This window comes from Streptomyces tagetis, from assembly GCF_018069565.1.
GTDB classification, from domain to species: Bacteria; Actinomycetota; Actinomycetes; order Streptomycetales; family Streptomycetaceae; genus Streptomyces; species Streptomyces tagetis.
Genome location: NZ_JAGPNL010000002.1, coordinates 359,826 through 379,285 on the forward strand (window position 1 = coordinate 359,826; position 19,460 = coordinate 379,285).

Genomic DNA, 19,460 nt, shown 5'->3' on the forward strand with positions numbered 1-19,460 from the left:
ACGGCATCACCGCGCCCAGCGGCGCCGCCCAGACCGCCGTCGAACTGGCCGCCTGGGAACGGGCCGGCATCGGCCCCGAGACCCTCGGCTACGTGGAGGCCCACGGCACCGGCACCCGGCTCGGCGACCCCATCGAGGTCGAGGCGCTTGCCAACGCCTTCGCCCGCCACACCGACCGCAAGGCGTTCTGCCCGATCGGATCGGTCAAGACCAACATCGGGCACACGGCCGCCGCCGCGGGCATCGCCGGGATCATCAAGGTGCTCCTCGCCTTCCGCCACGACCGGCTGCCCCCGTCGGCGAACTACCGGACCCCCAACCGCCTCATCGACTTCCCCGACACCCCCTTCTACGTCAACACCGCGCTGTCCCCGTGGCCCGACCGGGACGGCGCACCCCGCCGGGCCGCGGTCAGCAGCTTCGGCTTCAGCGGGACCAACGCCCATCTGGTGCTGGAGGAGCCGCCGGTGGACCGCCCGGCGGCCCCGGCGGAGCGCGCGCGGGTCGCCGTCCCGCTCTCCGCGCGGACGCGCGGCGCGCTCGCCGCCCGCCGCGCGCGGCTCGCCGACTGGCTGGAGGGCGAGGGCGCCGCCGTGTCCCTCACCGAGGTCGCCGCCACCCTCCAACTGCACCGGGACCACTTCCCGGAACGGGCCGTGTTCGTGGTGGGTGACCGGGCGGAGCTGACCGCCCGCCTGCGCGCCTTTGCCACCGGGGGCGCCGAGAGTGCCGGGGGTGCCGAGAGTGGCCAGAGCGGCGGGGGTGCCGACGGCGCCGAGGCGCCGCCGGAGGCCGACGACCCGGTCCTGGCCGAGGCAGCCGCCCGGTACCTGGCCGGGCAGGACGTGGAGTGGCGGGCCCTGTGGCCGGAGGAGACCGTCCGCCGGACCCCGCTGCCCACCTACCCGTTCGACCGGCACCGGTACTGGTTCACGGAACGGGACACCGTCTACGCGGCCGGCACCGACGCCGCCCCCCGGCTCGCGCCGGTCGGCCCGGCCGGCGCCACCCCCCTGGTGTGGGAGGCCGAACTGACCGGCGCCGAGTTCTACCTGACCGACCACCGGGTCGAGGACCGGCCCACCCTGCCCGGCGTGCTCGGCCCCGAACTCGCCCTCCAGGCCGCCCGGCGCTCCGGAGTGCGCGCCGACGCGGTGACCCACCTGCGGTGGCTGCGCCCCCTCGTGGCCGACGGCACGCCCCTGCGCGTGACCGTGCGACTGGAACCCGACGGCGACTCCACGCGCTTCGAGATCCGCTCCGGCGACACCCCGCACGCCCGGGGGACGCTGGAGCCCCGCGGACCCGGCGAGGACGCCCCGCGCGCGGACGTCGCGGCGCTGCGGCGCTCCTGCCCCCGGTCCGTACCGGTCGCCGACCACTACCGCTTCCTGACCGGCATGGGGCTGCACCACGGCCCCGCCCTCGCCTGCGTCCGCGATCTGCGGGTCGGCGAGGACCAGGTCCTGGCCCGGCTCACCCTCCCCGCCCCTCTGGAGGGCACCCGCGGCGACTACCGGCTGCACCCCTCCCTCGCCGACGGGGCGCTCCAGGTCCTGGCCGCCATGCCCTTCCTCCGCGACCTGGCACCGCCGAGGCCGCTGCTGCCCGTCGCGCTCGGCGCGCTGATCCCGCCGGCCACCGCCCTGCCCCCGTCCGTGCTGGTCCACGCGGTGGTCCACCCGGCGTCGGCCGGCCCCGGCACCCTCACCGCCCCCTCCGCCCTCTCTGCCCTTTCCACCTTCGACATCCGGCTCCTGGACGACGAGGGCCGTGCCCTGCTCTCGCTCGAACGACTGACGATCAAGATGCCCGACGCCGGCGCCGCCGCGCCTCCCGCCAGCGATCTGACGGAGCTGCTCCGCCGGTTCCGGGACGGGGAGATCGGCGAGAGCGAGGCCGAATCGGCCCTGGAGGCTTTCCTTGCAGAATGACGCGACGGGCCGCAAGGCCCTGCTGAGCGGCATCCGGTCCGGCGCCATCGGCGTCGAGGAGGCCGCACGCCTGCTGACCTCGGCCCGCACCGACCCGCCCGGCGACGCCCCCGCCCCGCCGGAGCCCGGCACCGCGCCTGCCGCGCACCTGGTGGAGTGGCTGCGCCGGCTCGTCGCCGACGAGGCGCGCATCCCCGTGGACACCGTCGAGGCCGACGCCTCGCTGGACCGCTACGGCTTCGACTCCGTGATGGCGCTCAACGTGGTCCGCGCGCTGGAGCCCCGCTTCGGCACGCTCCCGGCGACCCTGCTCTTCGAGCACCAGACCGTCAGCGCCCTCGCCGGCCACCTGACGGCCACCCACCCGGAGGCCGTCGCCGGTCTCCTCCCGCCGGCCGGGCCGGACGTCCGTACCGACGCCCCCGCCGACGCGCGTACCGGCACCCGTACCGGCGTCCGTACGGGTACGGGCCCCGTATCCGAGGCGGCTCCCGCACCGGACCCCGGCCGCTCCCGCCGCACCGGGGAGACCCGGATCGCCGTCGTCGGCATCAGCGGCCGGTTCCCCGGGGCGGAGAACCTGGACGCCTTCTGGGAGAACCTGCGCGACGGCCGGGACTGCGTCACCGAGATCCCGGCGGACCGCTGGGACCACGCACGGTACTTCGACCCCCGCCCCGGCGTCCCCGGCAAGAGCTACACCAAGTGGGGCGGCTTCCTGGACGGCGTCGACACCTTCGACGCCGGGTTCTTCCACATCTCGCCGCGTGAGGCCGAGCGGATGGACCCGCAGGAACGGCTCCTCCTCCAGGAGGTCTGGCACGCCCTGGAGGACGGCGGCCTGACCCGGGCCCGCCTCGCCGGGACGGCCGTCGGCGTCTACGTCGGCGTCATGTACTCCCAGTACCAACTGCTCCAGGCCGAACAGGCGTCGCGCGGCAACCCGCTGCACCTGGGCTCCTCGTACGCCTCCCTCGCCAACCGCCTCTCGCACTTCTTCGACTTCCGCGGCCCCAGCATGGCCGTGGACACCATGTGCTCCTCCTCGCTCACCGCGATCCACCTGGCCTGCGAGGCCCTGGTACGCGGCGACCTGCACGCGGCCGTCGCGGGCGGCGTGAACCTCACCCTGCACCCCGCCAAGCACGTCGACCTCAGCCAGGGCCGGTACGCCTCCAGTGACGGGCGCTGCCGCAGCTTCGGTGAGGGCGGGGACGGCTACGTGCCCGGCGAGGGCGTCGGCGCCGTCGTCCTCAAGCGGCTCGACGACGCCCTCGCGGACGGGGACCGCGTCCACGCGGTGATCCGGGGCAGCGCCCTCGCCCACGGCGGGAAGACCAACGGCTACACCGTGCCCAACCCGGGCGAGCAGGCCCGCCTCATCGCGGAGGCGTGCCTGCGGGCCGGGATCGCGCCCAGGGACCTCGGTTTCGTCGAGGCGCACGGCACCGGCACGTCCCTCGGCGACCCCATCGAGATCAGGGCGCTCGCCCGCGCGCTCGGCCGGCGGCCGGAGGGACGGCCCCCGTGCGCGATCGGCTCGGTGAAGTCGAACATCGGCCATCTGGAGGGCGCCGCGGGCATCGCGGGCCTCGCCAAGGTGATCCTCCAGCTCCGGCACCGTCGCCTGGTGCCCTCGCTGCACGCGGAGCCGGTCAATGCGCACATCGACTTCGACGCGGCCGGGCTGCGTCTCCAGCGCACCCTGGAGGAGTGGCCCGCCCTCACCGACGACCAGGGGGCCGCCCTGCCCCGCCTGGCCGGCATCAGCTCCTTCGGCGCGGGCGGCGCCAACGCGCACCTCGTCGTCGAGGAGCCCCCGGCCCCGCGCCCCGTACCGCCCGCCGCGACCGGAGGGCCGCACCTCGTCGTGGTGTCGGCGCCCGGCGCGGAACGCCTGCGCGCCCAGGCCGCCGCGCTCGCCGCCCATACGGCACGCCACCACGCCACGGGCACGGACGAGGACGCCGCCTGGCTGGCCGGGGCCGCCCACACCCTCCGCCAGGGCCGCCAGGCGTTCGAGCACCGGCTCGCCCTCGTGGTCCGCGACACCGGCGAACTCGCCGCCCGGCTACAGGACTTCGCCGACCAGGGCAGCGGCGACGGCATCGTCCTGGGCACCGCCGCCCCGGCTCCGGCCGGGACGGACCCGGTACCGGCCCGCCCCGACGGACTCGACGAGGCCGCCCGCCGCTGGGTGCGCGGCGAACCCGTCGACTGGAGCGCCCTGGACACCCCGGCCCCGCCCCGGGTGGGCCTGCCCGGCTACCCGTTCCTGCCCGAACGCCACTGGCCGGACCTGGTCGACGCCTCCCCGGTCCCGGCGGTCACGGCCCCCACCGCGGACTCCGACGCGACCCCGCGGGCGGACCGGACCACCACCGGGCACCCGCTGCTCGGCCGCAACACCTCCGTCTTCGGCCGCCAGAGGTTCACCACCCGCTTCGACTCCACCTCCCCGTGGGTACGGGACCACGTCGTGGCCGGACGTGCCCTGCTCCCGGGCGCCGTCGTCGTGGAGATGGTGCTCGCGGCGGCCATCCGGTCCGGCCTCGACACCCCGGCCCTCGCCGACGTGGTGTGGGACGCGCCGGTCGAGGTGGAGTCCGGGGGGTCGACCGTGCTCCACGTGACCCTGGTGTCCCGCGACGCCGGGACGGCCGACTTCACCGTCACCACGGCCGGCGGAGAGGACGGCGGAGGGCCCGGCGGAGGGCCCGGCGGGCTCCCGGGGGAGGACGGCGGCCCGGTCCACGTCCGGGGCCGGGTCCTGGAGGGGAGCGCGGAGGCCGGGCTCGGCACCCTCGACGTGGCGGCGACCGCCGCGGCCTGCGGGGTCCTCCTCGACGGCGACGCCTGCTACGAGCGGTTCGACCGGCGCGGACTGCGCTACGGGCCCGTCCTGCGGGTGCTGGAGTCCGTGCGCGCGGGCGCCGGGGAGGCGCTGGCCCGGCTCCGGCTCGACCCGGCCCGGAACCCGGAACACGCCGCCGACGGCCACCGGCTCCACCCGGCGCTCCTCGACGGGGCGTTCCAGGCGCTGGTGGCCCTCGACGACCCGGACGCCCCCGGCGGGGCCCGGGTGCCGTTCGCCGCCTCCCGGGTGCGGACCGTGGGCTCCGTGCCGGGCTCCGGATCGGGCTCCGTGCCGGGCTCCGGATCGGGCTCCGTGCCGGGCTCCGGATCGGGCTCCGTGCCGGGCTCCGGATCGGGCTCCGTGCCGGGCTCCGGATCGGGCTCCGGATCAGGCGCCGTGCCGGTACCGGGCTCCGCACCGGGCGGTGGGTGCTGGGCGCACGTCCGCGCCCGTCCCGGGGCCACCGACGAACAGGGCCGCCCCCAGGTCGTCGACCTCGTCCTCGCCGCCGACGACGGCCGGATCACGGCCCGGGTCGACGGACTCGTCGTCCGCCCCGTGGCCGGCTCCGGCCACGAGGTCGTCACGCTCCACCCGCGATGGGTGCCGGCCCCGCTGCCCGCCCCCGCCGGACGGCCGCCGCGCACCGTCCTCGTCCTCGCCGGCGACGACTCCCTCCCCGACGCGCTCGGTGCCGAACTGGCCCCGGGGACACGGCTCGTACGGCTGCTGCCGGGGGAGGGCTTCCGGCAGGACGGCGCGGACCGCTACGTCCTCGACCCCGCCGACACCGACCACCACGCGCGGCTCCTGGACGCCCTGGCCGAGCCCGGCTCGGCCGGGCCGCCCTACGACGCCGTCCTCCACGCCTGGACCTCCGCTCCGCCCGCCACCGGCGCCGCGGTGACCGACGGGGAACTGGAGCGGGGCTTCCACGCCCTGCGCGCACTCGCCTCCGCCTTGGCCCGCCGGGCCCCCGGCGCGTCCGTACGCCTGGTCTCCCTCGCCCCGGCCGGGGCACCCGCCCGCACCGCCCTGGGCGGCTTCTGCCGGTCGGTCGCCGCCGAGCACCCCGCCTACGCCTTCACCACCCTCACCCTGCCCGCGCCCCCGGCCGGAACCGGCCCCCGCCCGCGGGACGTCCGGCGCATCGCCGCGGAACTCACCGCCCCCGTCCCCGGCGGCGAGGAGATCCGCTACGACGCCGCCGGCACCCGGCAGGCCCGCCGGCTCACCGAGGCCACCGGCCCGGCCCCGGCCGCCACACCCCGGCTGCGCACCCACGGCGTGTACCTGGTGACCGGCGCGCTCGGCGGACTCGGCCGCCCCCTCGCCCGCCATCTCGCCCGCCACTGGCAGGCCCGCCTCGTCCTGGCCGGACGCTCCCCGCTCGACGCGGACGCCGAGGCGTTCCTGCGGGAGCTGGAGGAGGCCGGCGGCCGGGCCGTGTACGTGGCCGCCGACTGCGCCACCGAGGACGGCGCCCGCCGCCTGGCCGAGGAGGCACGGACCCGGTACGGCCGGCTCGACGGCGTCCTGCACCTCGCCGGGGTCCTGCGCGACGGGCTCGTCGCCCGCAAGACGCGCGACGAGGCGGACGCGGTCCTCGGGCCCAAGGTCCGGGGCGCCCACCACCTCGACCGGGCCACCCGCCACGACCCGCTCGACTTCTTCGCCCTCTTCTCCTCCGCGAGCGGCGTGACGGGCGTCGCCGGACAGACCGACTACGCCTTCGCCAACGCCTTCCTCGACGGATTCGCCGACTGGCGCGAGGAGCACCGCCGCGCCGGCGACCGCTCGGGGACCACCCTCTCCGTCGCCTGGCCGCTCTGGGAGGCGGGCGGCATGGACGTCGACGAGCGGGCCAGGCGCTGGATCGAGGAGCACCTCGGCTGGGTGCCGCTGCCCCTCGACACGGGCCTGCGGCTCCTCGCCACGCTGCTCGGCGGCGACCACACCCGGGCCGCCGTCTTCCACGGCCGCCGCCCGGCCATCCTGCGCGCCCTCGGCCCGGCGGCGGCCGGTGAGCCCGCGCCGGAACCGGAGCCGGACTCCGCCGGGGCGGACGGCCCCCGCCCCGCCGCCCCGGGAGCGGCGGCCGAACGCGGGCTGCTCGACCGGCTCACCCGACTGGTCGCGGACGAGCTGAAGACGCCGGTGTCCCGGATGGACCCCCGGACCCCGTTCGAACGGTACGGGCTCGAATCCGTGATGGTCATGAACGTCACCCGCGCCCTGGAGGACACCTTCGGCCCCCTGCCCAAGACCCTCTTCTTCGAGCACCGGTGCCTGGCCGACCTCTGCCGGCACCTCGCCGAGACCCACCCGGCCGAGGTCGCCGCCCACTTCGGGCCGCCCGGGGCGCCACCGGGGGCGGTGCCCGCGATCACGCCGGCACCGCGGGCGGTGCCCGCCACCACGCCTCGTACGCCGACCGCCACGGCTTCCACCGCCGCCGCCGAGACCCCCGCCCGAGCCCTCGCCCCGCCCCCCGCCCCGGCCTCTGCCGTGCGGGACGAGCCGCTGGCCATCGTCGGTGTCAGCGGGCGGTACCCGATGGCCGACACCCTGGAGGAGTTCTGGCGCAACCTGCGCGAGGGCCGGGACTGCGTCACCGAGGTGCCCCGCTCCCGCTGGGACCACGACCGCTACTTCGCCCCCGACGCGGACCGCCCCGGCACCACGTACGCCAAGTGGGGCGGCTTCCTCGACGACGTCGACCGCTTCGACCCGCTCTTCTTCGCCATCCCGCCCCGCGAGGCCCGGATGATGGACCCCCAGGAGAGGCTCTTCCTCCAGGCCGCCTGGCACGCCCTGGAGGACGCCGGACACGCCCGCTCCGTACCGGGCGGCCGGAAGATCGGCGTCTACGTCGGCGTCATGTACGCCCAGTACCAGCTCTACGGCGCCGATCCCGCCCTCCAGAGCCGCGGCTTCGTACCGGGCTCCCTGTCGGCGTCCGTCGCCAACCGGGTCTCCTACGCGCTCGGCCTCACCGGGCCCAGCGTCGCCCTGGACACCATGTGCTCGGCCTCCCTGACCGCCCTGCACCTGGCCTGCGCGGGCATCCGCCTCGGCGACTGCGACGCGGCCCTGGTCGGCGGCGTCAACGCCATCCTCCACCCCAACCGCTACCTCCAGCTCGCCCAGTCCCGCTTCGCGTCGAGCGACGGCCGCTGCCGCAGCTTCGGCGAGGGCGGCGACGGCTACGTACCCGGCGAGGGCGTGGGCGCCCTGCTGGTGAAGCCGCTGAGCCGGGCGGAGGCCGACGGCGACCACATCCACGCCGTCATCCGCGGCACGGCCGTCAACCACGGCGGACGCAGCAACGGCTTCACCGTGCCCACCCCCGCCGCCCAGGCCGAGGTGATCGGCGAGGCGCTGCGCCGCTCCGGCGTCGCACCGGGCGACATCGGGTACGTCGAGGCGCACGGCACCGGCACCGCCCTCGGCGACCCGATCGAGATCGCCGGGCTCGGCCGCGCCTTCCGGAGCGCCACACCCGCGGGCACCGGCACGGCACCGGTCCCCATCGGCTCGGTGAAGTCGAACATCGGCCACCTGGAGTCGGCCGCCGGGATCGCCGCGCTCACCAAGGTGCTGCTCCAGTTCCGGCACCGCGCCCTGGTGCCGTCCCTCCACGCCGACCCGCCCAACCCGCACGTCGACTTCGGCGACGGGCCCTTCCACGTACAGCGCGCCCACGCGCCCTGGCCGGCCCGCGCCGCCGGCCTGCCGCGCCTCGCCGCCGTCAGCTCCTTCGGCGCGGGCGGCTCCAACGCCCACGTCATCCTCCAGGAGTACGCCGCCCCGCCCACCACGACCCGGAGCACCGCACCAAAGACCGGGCAGGACGCCGAACTGGTCGTGCTCTCCGCCCGGACGGAACCCCAGCTCCGCGCCCTCGCGGGCAGTCTGGCCGAGGCGGTCCGCCCGCGCCGCGCCCCGGCGGCCCCGTTCACCGGGTCCCCGCACACGGCCCCCCTGCTCGCCACGGTGGCCGAGATCCTCGGCGTCCCCGTGGACAGCGTCGACCCGGACGAGGACCTGGAGACCCTGGGCTTCGACCCGGTCACCCTGGCCGAACTGGGCGACCGCCTCCGCGCCGCCTCCGGCGACACCGCCACGGCGCCCGTGCCGGCCGGGCACCACCGGCTCCGCGACCTCGCCGCCCCCACGGCGGGTGGCCCTGAGGGCCCGGACGGGGAGCCACGCGCGCCGCACCGGCTGCGCGACATCGCCTTCACCCTCGCGGCGGGCCGCGAGCCGCAGAGCGAACGGCTCGCCCTCGTCGTCACCGGTGTACGGGAACTCGCCTCCCTGCTGGGAGAGTTCGCGGACGGCAAGGAGCCCGCGGCGGCGTATCGCGGCACCGCCGACGGACAGGGCGGGCTCCTCGCCGAACTCCTCGACGGGCAGGAGGGGGCGTCCTTCCTCTCGTCCCTCCGGCGGACCGGCGACCTGGACCGGCTGGCCCGGCTGTGGGCGGCGGGCCTCGACGCGGCGGGCGTACCCGAGGCGCGGCACGACGCCCGGCGCGTGCCGCTGCCCGGCTACCCCTTCGCCCGGGAGCGGTACTGGGTGCCCGACACTTCCGGCACTCCCGGCACTCCCGGCGTCCCCGAGGGCCATCCCGGTTCGCGGAGCGTGCCCGGGACGCCCACGCCTCAGGGGCCCGTGCCGGTGACGGCGCCCGTTCCCGTGCCCGTACCCGTGCCCGAGGCGGAGGCCGTGGTGCCGGTGAAGGGGCCGGACCTCGCGGCCGTACGCGCGGTGGTGGCCGGGGCGATGGCGACCGTACTGGAGGTGCCCGCCGAGGAGTTCCAGCCCGACGTGCCGCACTCCGACTTCGGCGTCGACTCCGTGCTCGCGGTGGAGATCGTCGAGCGGATCAACCGGGAACTGGACACCGACCTCCGCCCGACCGACTTCTTCAACTACCCGACCCTGCGCAAGCTCGCGGAGCACGTGGGGGAGAAGGCGGGGACCGGCCGCGACGGTGACCCCGGGGGGCCGGGCGAGCCCCGCGGCGGCGCCCCCGTCGCACCGGAACCTCCGGCTCCGCCCCCCGTTGCCGCACCCGGACCGACGCGTGCCGCCCTCCTGACCGCCCCCCGGGACCCCGACGACCGGCCCGCCCCCGCTCCGGCCGCTGCCCTCGCCGGTCCGCACGACGTCGCCGTCATCGGCATGTCCGGCCGTTTCGCGGACGCCGCCGACCTGGACGAGCTGTGGGCCAACCTCGCCGCCGGGCGCGACTCCGTCCGGGAGATCCCGCCGCACCGCTGGGACGTCGGCGCGCACTGGGACCCCGACCCGGCCGCACCCGGCAAGACGTACGGCAAGTGGGGGTCCGTGCTCGACGGCATCGACCGCTTCGACCCCGACTTCTTCGGCATCTCGCCCCGCGAGGCCCGGCTGATGGACCCGCAGCAGCGGCTGTTCCTGATGGAGGCGTGGCGGGCGATCGAGGACGCCGGGTACGGCGACCGGACGCTCGACGGGCTGGAGTGCCCGGTGGTCGTCGGCACCTCGATGGGCGACTACCACCACCTGCTGCGCCAACGGGGCGTGCCCGTCGAGGGGTACACCTTCATGGGCACCCACCCCGCGGTGCTCTCCTCGCGGCTCTCCTACCACCTCAACCTCAAGGGCGCGAGCCTCGCGGTGGACACCTCGTGCTCCTCCTCCCTCATGGCCGTCCACCTGGCCTGCGAGGCGATCCGCGAGGGCCGCGGCGAACTCGCCCTGGCCGGCGGCGTGGCCGCCCTCTCCACCCCCGAACTGCACATCCTGGCCAGCAAGGCCGGGATGCTCTCACCGCGCGGGCGCTGCCGCCCTTTCGACGACGGCGCCGACGGGTTCGTACCCGGCGAGGGCGTCGGCGTGGTGCTGCTCAAGCGGCTGGACAGCGCCCTGCGCGACGGCGACCACGTCCACGGCGTCATCGCCGCCACCGGGGCCAACCAGGACGGCCGGACCAGCGGCATCACCGCGCCCAGCGCCCCCGCGCAGAGCGCGCTGCTCACCTCCGTCTACGAGCGGTTCGGCATCGACCCCGCCCGGATCGGCTACGTGGAGTGCCACGGCACCGGCACGCGGCTGGGCGACCCCATCGAGATCGAGGCGCTCACGGAAGCCTTCCGCGCCTTCACCGCGCGCCGGGGCTTCTGCGCGGTCGGCTCCGTCAAGTCCAACCTCGGCCACACCCTGACCGCCTCCGGTGTCGCGGGCCTGCTCAAGGCCCTGTTGTCCCTGAAGCACGGCAAGCTCGCGCCCACCGCGCACTTCCGGACGCCGAACCGGCACATCCCCTTCGCGGAGAGCCCCTTCTACGTCAGCGAGACGCTGCGCGACTGGCCTGCCGAGCCGGGCTCGCCCCGGTACGCGGCGGTGAGTTCCTTCGGTTTCAGCGGCACCAATGTGCACGCCGTGGTGCGGGAGGCCCCGCCGGGGCTGCCGCGTCCGCCGCAGGAGCCGGGCCGGCCCCGGCTGGTCCCGGTGTCCGCCAAGAGCGGGCCGGCGCTGGAGGAGCGGCTGTCGGAGCTGTCGGCGTGGCTGGAGCGGCACGGCCGGGACCACGAATGGCGGGACATCGCGCACACCCTCGGCGTGGGGCGGTCCGCCTTCCCGGTGCGGGCGGCCTTCGTCGCCCGGAGCGCGGACGAACTCCGCGAGCGGATCGCCGCGTGGCGGCGTGCGGGCGGCCCTGCCCGCACCACTCCCGGTGAGGGCCGTACCGGCGAACTGGAGCGGCTGGCCGAGGAGTTCGTGAACGGCGGCAGCGTCGACCGGGAGCTGGCCGGCGGAGACGACCACGGACGCCGTATCCCGCTGCCCACGTACCCCTTCGCCCGGGAGAGCTACTGGGTGCCGACCGCTCCCGGCTCCTCCACCGCACCGGGGGCCGCCGGGTCCGCCCCCGCACCGGCGCTCGCGGAGCCCACGGCGGGGGAGAAGGTCTTCCCCCACACCCTGACCCCGGAACAGCCTCTCGTCCGCGACCACGTGGTGGCCGGGAAGCCGCTGCTGCCCGCCGCGGGACACCTCTCCCTGCTGCACCGGGCGGTCCTGGAGCTGCTGGGCGACGTGCCGGTCACCGTGACCCGCGCGGTCTGGCTGCGCCCCTTCCACGTCACCCGGGAGCTGACCGCCGAGGTGTGCCTCACCGCCGCCGACGACGGCGGGTACGCCTTCGAGGTGCGTGGCCCGGACGACGACGGCACGGTCCGCACCTTCAGCCGCGGCGGCCTGCGGACCGGCGCCGGACCCGACGACCGCACCGACCTGGACGCCGTGCGGGCCCGCTGCGCCACCCCTGGTTCCGTGACGGAGCACTACGCCCGGTTCGACCGCATGGGCGTCCGGTACGGGCCGCGTTTCCGCACCGTCACCGGCATCCACGCCGGGGCCGGGGAGGGCCTGGTCGCCCTCGCCCACGAGGAGACCGGACCGCGGTTGCCCGCCGGGGTGATGGACGGGGCCGTCCAGGCGGTCGCCGCGATCCAGCCGGAGGGGGACGGGCGGCGTCCGCTGGTGCCGTTCTCGATGGCGGCCGTGCGGCTGCTGCGGCCCGTACCGGCCGCCGGCTGGGCCCACGTCCGGCAGACCGGCGAGCAGGAGTGCGACGTCACCGTCACCGACGCCGACGGCCGGCCCTGCGTGATCGTCGAGGGCCTCTCCTACCGGGAGCTGCGCGAACCCGTCCCGCTGCGCCTCCTGGAACCGGTCTGGCGGGAAGCGGCCCCGGAGGAGACACCGCAGGCCACGCCCGCCCGGCGGGTGTGGGTGGTCGCGCCGCCCCGGGACCACGGCCTCGCCGACCGCCTCGCCGCCCACCACCGCGACGCCGACGTACGCGTCCTGCGCCTCGACCGGGACGGCCGCTGGGCCACGGCGACCGACGGCCTCCCCGACCCCGAACGGGTCTACTTCCTCGGCGCCCTCGGCACGGACGCCGACGACACCACCTCCCCCGAGGGCCTGGAGGACGCCCTGGACCTGGGCATCCGCTCCCTGGTCCGCCTGGTCGGGGTGCTCCTGCGCGGCAACCCCGGCGACCGGCCCCTCGACCTGGTCGCGGTGACCGCCGACGGCCACGCCCCCGACGGTGGGGCCAGGCCCCGGCCCGCGGCGGCGGCCCTGTCCGGGCTCTGCCGCTCGCTGGCCAAGGAGTACCCCGGCTGGCGGGTCGGCTGCGTCGACACCACCCGCCGCGAACTGACCGGACCGCGAGCCGACGCGGTCGCCCGTGCCGTCGCCGAGGACCCAGGCCATCCGGACGGCAACGAGACCGTCCTGCGCGACGGACGGCGTCTGCGCCGGGCCCTGCGGGTCACCGACGCCGCCCCGCCCGGGGCACCGCCGTTCCGCCCCGGCGGCACCTACCTGATCCTCGGCGGCGCCGGGGGCATCGGCGCGGTCACCGCCCGCCACCTCGCCCGCCGGGCCGGGGCCAACGTCGCCCTGCTCGGCCGGCGCCCCGCCACACCCGAGGTCGACGAGGAGCTGCGGGCCATCGAGGCGGCGGGCGGACACGCCCTGTACGTCCAGGCCGACGCGACCGACGCCGACTCGTTGTCGGCCGCCGTCGCCGCGGTCAAGCGCCGGTTCGGGCCCGTCCACGGCGCCTTCCACTCCGCGCTCGTCCTCGCGGACGCGCGCCTCGCCGACATGGAGGAGGGTGCCTTCGAGGCGGTGCTCGCGCCGAAGACGCGGGGCTCGCTGCTGCTCGCCGAGGCGCTGCGCGAGGAGCCGCTGGACTTCCTCGTGCTGTACTCCTCGGCGCAGTCCTTCAGCGGCAACGCCGGGCAGTCCAACTACGCCGCCGCCTCGGCCTTCCAGGACGCCTTCGGCGCGGCGCTCGCGGCCGACGGCCGTCCCGTGCACGTCGTCGACTGGGGGTACTGGGGCGAGGTCGGGGTGGTCGCCAAGGCGGGCTACCGGCGCCGCATGCGGGCCCTCGGCGTCCACTCCGTCACCCCCGACGAGGGCATGCGCGCCCTGGAGACGGTCCTCGCCCACCGCCTCGTCCAGGTCCTGCCCATCAAGGCGGAACAGCGCGTGCTGGACCGGCTCGGCGTCGTACCGGGCGGGCAGCACGAAGCGCCCCGGGCCGCTCCCGGGTCCGACGGTGTCCGCCTCCGGCAGGCCCACGACGCGCTGGACGCCCTCGGTGCCCGCATGGTGCTCCGGGCCCTCCAGGAGCTGGGCGCCTTCCGCCACCCCGGCGAACCCTGGCCGTCCGCCGGGGAGTTGGGGATCGTGCCCGCGCACCACCGGCTGGCCGGTGCCGTCCTGGACGTCCTGGTCGCCGCCGGACACGCGGAACGCGCCGGCGGCCGGACCCGCGCGACGGACTCCGTGACCGGCCTCGCGGGCCGTGATCTGTCCGCCGAGGCACGGGAGTTGACCGACAAGTACCCGGAGGTCGCCGCCCATGTGGACCTCCTGGTGGCCTGCGCAGAGGAGTACCCGCGGCTGCTGACCGGGAAGCTCGACCCCACCGAGGTGATGTTCCCGGCCTCCTCCCCCCGGCTCGTGGAGAACGTGTACCGGGGCGACCCCCTCGCCGGCGGCGCCAACGAGACCGCGGCGCGCGAGGTGGCCGCGCACGTCGCGGGCGGTCGACGCCCCTTCCGCGTACTGGAGGTGGGCGCCGGGACGGGCGGCACCTCCCGGTCCGTGCTCCGGGCGCTGAGTCCGTACGCCGACCGCGTCGAGTACGTCTACACCGACATCTCCGGCGGCTTCCTCCGCCACGGCCGCAAGGAGTTCGCCGCGCGGCACCCCTTCGTCACCTTCCGCCGCCTGGACATCGAGCGCCCGCCCGCCGAACAGGGCCTCGACGAGGGCGGGTACGACGTCGTCGTGGCGGCCAACGTCCTGCACGCCACGCGCGACCTCGGCCGCACCCTGGCCCACGCGCGGCGGCTCCTCGCCGACGACGGGCGGCTGGTCCTCTGCGAGGCGACCGCCTTCACCGCCTTCACCACCCTCACTTTCGGACTCCTGGAGGGCTGGTGGCGGTTCGAGGACCCGGACCGGCGCATCCCCGCCTCCCCGCTCGCCGACCCGGCGTCCTGGCAGGCGCTGCTGGCGGAGAACGGGTTCGCCCGCACCGCCGTGCTCGACGCCGTGCCCGGGGCGCCGCGCCCGCTGGGACTGAGCGTGCTCGTCGCCGACGTACGCGCCACACCGGCTCCGGCGGCGGCCCCGCCCACGGTGCCGCTGCCCCGGCCCCGCGCCGAGACCCCGGCCCCGCGTCCGGCGCAGCCCCGGCCGGGCCCGGCGGAGGTGCGGCCGGTCGCGGGGGAGCCCTGGCCGGTCCTCGGTGAGCCACGGCCGGGTCCGGGGGAGTCACGGCCAGGACCGGGTGAGCCCCGGTCGAACCCGATGCCGCCACCGCCGGACCTCGCCGAGACCCGGCGTCGGCTGGCCGGGCACATCGCGGCCACCCTGGGCCGGTCCGAGGCCGACCTCGACCCGGAGCGCCCGTTCACCGAGTACGGCGTGGACTCGATCATCCTCGTCGAGCTGGTGAACACCCTCAACACCGCACTCGGCACCGATCTCGGCACCACCGCCCTCTTCGACCACCCCACGCTGACCGCGCTCGCCGCGTACGTACACGCCGAGCACGCTCCCGCCGCGCCCGGCGCGGACGGGACCGGGCCGGCACGGGAGACGGACGTCGAGGACATGCTGCGGCGGCTCGCCGCGGGCGAACTGACCGTCGCAGAGGCATACACGAACCTCGGGGGACCCGCATGAACAGCGCCGTGAAGAGGGTGCTCGAACTCGTCGAGACCCGGCAGATCTCCCCGGAGGAGGGCCGGCGCCGCCTGGCCGACCTGGGCGCCGCCGGAGACCGGCCCGCCACCGGGGGCCGGTCTGCCGCCGGGTATCGCCCCGCCGCCCGGCCGGACGGCCGGGGCGCGCACCCGCCGGAGGCGGACACCCCGGCGTCCGACCGGAAGATCGCCGTCATCGGCCTCTCCGCCCGCTACGCCGACGCCCCCTCGTCCGAGGCGCTGTGGCGCCTGCTCGCGGCCGGCGAGTGCGCCGTCAGGGAGGTGCCGTCGGACCGCTGGCTCCCCGAGCAGTACTACGACCCCGACCCGCGCGCGCCCGGCAAGACGCCCTCGCGGTGGGGCGGGTTCATCGAGGACGCCGCCGCCTTCGACCCGCTCTTCTTCCACCTCTCCGGCCGCGAGGCCGAACGCATGGACCCCCAGCAGCGGCTCTTCCTGGAGGGCTGCTGGAGCGCGCTGGAGGACGCCGGATACGCGGGCGACTCCCTCGCCGGCACCCGCTGCGGGGTCTTCGCCGGCACCCCGGCCAGCGACTACGCCCTGGAGGCGCAGCGCTCCGGGCCGGACGCGGACGCGCAGGTCCTGCTCGGCAACGACACCTCCCTCCTGGCCGCCCGCATCTCCTACCTGCTCGACCTGCGCGGCCCCAGCATGGCCCTCAACACCGCCTGTTCCTCCTCCCTCGTCGCCATCGACCTGGCCTGCGAGGCCATCCGCACCGGCCGGTGCGACACGGCGCTGGCCGGCGGCGTGTGCCTGTTCGTCGGCCCCGGCTTCTACGTCTCCGCCGGAAAGGCCGGGATGCTCTCGCCCCGGGGCCGGTGCGGCGCCTTCGACCGGGACGCCGACGGCTTCGTCCCCGGCGAGGGCTGCGGCGTCGTCGTCCTCAAGGCCCTGGACGCGGCCCTGCGCGACGGCGACCACGTCCACGGCGTGATCCTCGGCTCGGCCGTCAACCAGGACGGCAAGTCCAACGGCATCACCGCGCCCCGCTCCCGCGCCCAGACCGACGTACAGCTCCAGGCGTACGCGCGGGCCGGCATCAGTCCGCGCACCCTCTCCCTGGTGGAGGCGCACGGCACCGGCACCGCCCTCGGCGACCCGATCGAGATCGAGGCGCTGACCCGGTCCTTCGCGGAGTTCACCGACGAGCGGCAGTTCTGTGCCATCGGGTCGGTCAAGACCAACCTGGGCCACACCGGGCAGGCGGCGGGGGTGGCCGGACTCATCAAGTGCCTGCTCGCCTTCGCCCACGAGGAGATCCCGCCGACGCTGCACTACAGCGCCTCCAACGAGCGGATCGACTTCGCGGCGACGCCGTTCCGTCCGGTCACCTCGCCGTTGCCGTGGCCCCGGCGCGCGGGCGTGCCCCGGCGGGCGGCGGTGAGTTCCTTCGGCTACAGCGGCACCAACGCCCACCTGGTCGTCGAGGAACCGCCGGCCGCCGCCCCCGCGCCGGAGCGGGAGGAGCGGCCCCGCCTCTTCCTCGTCTCCGCGAAGACCGGGCGGGCGCTGCGCCGCCGCCTGGCGGACCTGGAGAGGTGGCTCGGCGGGGACCGGGAGCCGTACCGGCTCGGCGACATCGCGTTCACCCTGCACGAGGGGCGCAAGCACTTCGACGCCCGTGCCGCCCTCGTGGCCGCCACCGCGGAGGGGCTGCGCCGGGCGATCCGGGACCGGCTCGACGCCCCGGACGGCGACCGGCCGCCGCCCGGCCGCCCGAGCGCCGCCGAGGAGGCCGGGCTGCTGGAAGCCCTCCGCGGACACCTCGCGGACGCGGCCCACGACGACACCGCCCGCGTACGGGCCCTGGAAGCCGCCGCCACGCTCTACGAACGCGGCGGCACCCTCCCCGCGCGGCTGTTCCACCCCGACGGCGGACACCGCGTCCCCCTGCCCCCGTACCCCTTCGAACGGGACCGGTACTGGCACCCCCCGACGCCCGCCACCGGTCCGGCGTCCGCCACGGGTCCGGCGTCCGCCACGGGTCCGGCGTCCGTCACGGGTCCGGCGTCCGCCACGGGACTGGCGTCCGTCACGGGACCGGCACTCGGCATGGGACCGGCACTCGCCACGGGACTGGCATCCGCCACGGAACCGGGACTCGCCACGGAACCGACGCCCACCGGCCCCCGGGCCGCCGAGCCCGCCGTCCCCGGCTGGGAGCGGCTGCCACCGGACGGCGACGGGACGCTGTTCCGGTTCCGCCCGCGCCCCGGCGACCCGCTCCTCGCCGACCACGTCATCGACGGCCGGCCCGTCGTCGCGGGCATGGTCACCCTGGACCTGGTCCGCACCGCCGCCGCGCGGGCGGGGCTCGGCCCGATGCGGCGGATCAGCCGCGTCGTCTGGCACCGCCCCCTCGTACCGGCGGACGACGGAGTGCTGATCCGGCTCGCCCCGGACCAGGACGGCACCGTCCGCTTCGCCGTGGGCACCACCGCCGGCACCCCCGGCGCCACCGGCCACCTCGCCCCCGCCGGGACCGCCCCGGCCGACCCGGTCCTCGACCTCCCCGCGGTACGCGCCCGCTGCGCCACGGTCCTCGGACACGACGACTGCTACGCCCGGTTCGCGCGGCTGGGCTTCGCCTACGGACCCGGCTTCCGCGTCGTGCGCGAGCTGCGGTCCGGCGCCGACGAGGTGCTGGCCCGCCTCCACCTGCCCCCGGGGCACGACGCCCCCGGCGGCCCGGACTCGCTGCGGCCGACGCTGCTCGACGGCGCGCTCCAGGCCCTCGTCGCCCTCGGCCGCGACGACGACCGCGTACGCCGCGTCCCCTGCGCCCTGCGGACCCTGACCGTGCACGGCCCGCTCGGGGACACCTGCCACGCGCACCTCGTACGCCGCGACGACGGCGTGCTGGACATCCGTATCGCCGACGACACGGGCACGGTCCTGGTGACCATGGAGGGCCTGGAAGTCCTCACGGCCGGCGGGGAGACCGGCCCGGCGGGCGTCACGCCGTTCACGCCCGGATGGCGGCAGACCGGACTGCCCGCGTCACCCGGCGCGTCCGGCGGGCCGCTGCTCGTCCTCGACACCGACGAAACGGCCGCCGACCGGCTGCGGGCGCGAAACCCCGGCGGCACCGTCGTCCTGGCCACCCCGGGGGACGCCTTCCGGCAGGTGGGCGACGACCGGTACGAGGTCCGCCCCGGCTCCGCCGAGGACCACGGCCGCCTCCTCGCCGCCCTGCCCCGTACGCCCCGGCCGCCCCGCGTCCTGGTCCTGTGGTCGGCACGCTCCGGCCGGGAGACCGACCGGGCCCTCGGTTTCGACGCGCTGCTGGCGCTCTCCCAGGCCCTGTGCGCCCGGCCGCTGCCCGGACCGGTCGCCGTCCGCGTGGCCCGCCCCGCCGGCCCGGCCGGAGCGCGGCCCGGCCTCGCCGCGCTGGGCGCCTTCGCCCGCACGGCACGGCTGGAGAACCCCGACCTGTGCCTCCAGACCGTCGCCCTGCCCACCGCCACCGACGACGGCGCGCTGCCCGACGCCGCCTGGAGGGCCCTGCTCACCGAGGCGTCGCCCGACGAGCCGACGGAGATCCGGATCACCGCCGACGGCACCGCCGAGCGGCGGACACTGGAGGCGGCCCCGGCCCTGCCGGACACCCCCGGCGCGGCGGTCCGCCCCGGGCACACGTACGTGATCACCGGCGGGACCGGACACCTCGGCCGCGCCCTGACGGCCCGTCTCGCCGCCCTCGGCGCCCGGACCGTGCTCATCAGCCGCTCCGCGCCCGGCCCCGAGGCCCGCGAAATGCTACGCACGCTGCGGGAGGGCGGGGCCGAGGTCGTCCACGAACGCGCCGACGTCTGCGACCGGGCCGCCCTGGACCGGGCGCTGCGCGAGGTC

General features: G+C 77.0%; 3 protein-coding genes (2 of these 3 cut by a window edge). All 3 read left to right on the top strand.

Annotated elements, in window-relative coordinates:
- Tightly spaced (each overlapping or abutting the next), the 3 genes in view from J5Y05_RS32205 to J5Y05_RS32210 form a layout consistent with a single transcriptional unit that may run on beyond the window.
- On the top strand, positions 1–1,934 hold the end of the coding sequence (locus tag J5Y05_RS32205; RefSeq protein ID WP_210870411.1) for an SDR family NAD(P)-dependent oxidoreductase. 17,860 nt of this gene lie to the left of the window's left edge; the window shows 1,934 of its 19,794 coding nt (coding positions 17,861–19,794); the start codon falls outside the window, past its left edge; its stop codon occupies positions 1,932–1,934.
- Positions 1,924–15,564, top strand: coding sequence for an SDR family NAD(P)-dependent oxidoreductase (locus J5Y05_RS09825; RefSeq protein ID WP_210870413.1), 13,641 nt, complete (start codon positions 1,924–1,926; stop codon positions 15,562–15,564). Before J5Y05_RS32205 ends, J5Y05_RS09825 begins: the two co-directional genes overlap by 11 nt.
- Positions 15,561–19,460: the start of an SDR family NAD(P)-dependent oxidoreductase gene (locus tag J5Y05_RS32210; protein ID WP_210870415.1), read on the top strand. The gene runs 7,764 nt beyond the window's last position; the window shows 3,900 of its 11,664 coding nt (coding positions 1–3,900); its start codon is at positions 15,561–15,563; its stop codon lies beyond the right edge, outside the window. The genes J5Y05_RS09825 and J5Y05_RS32210 overlap by 4 nt, the downstream gene beginning before the upstream one ends.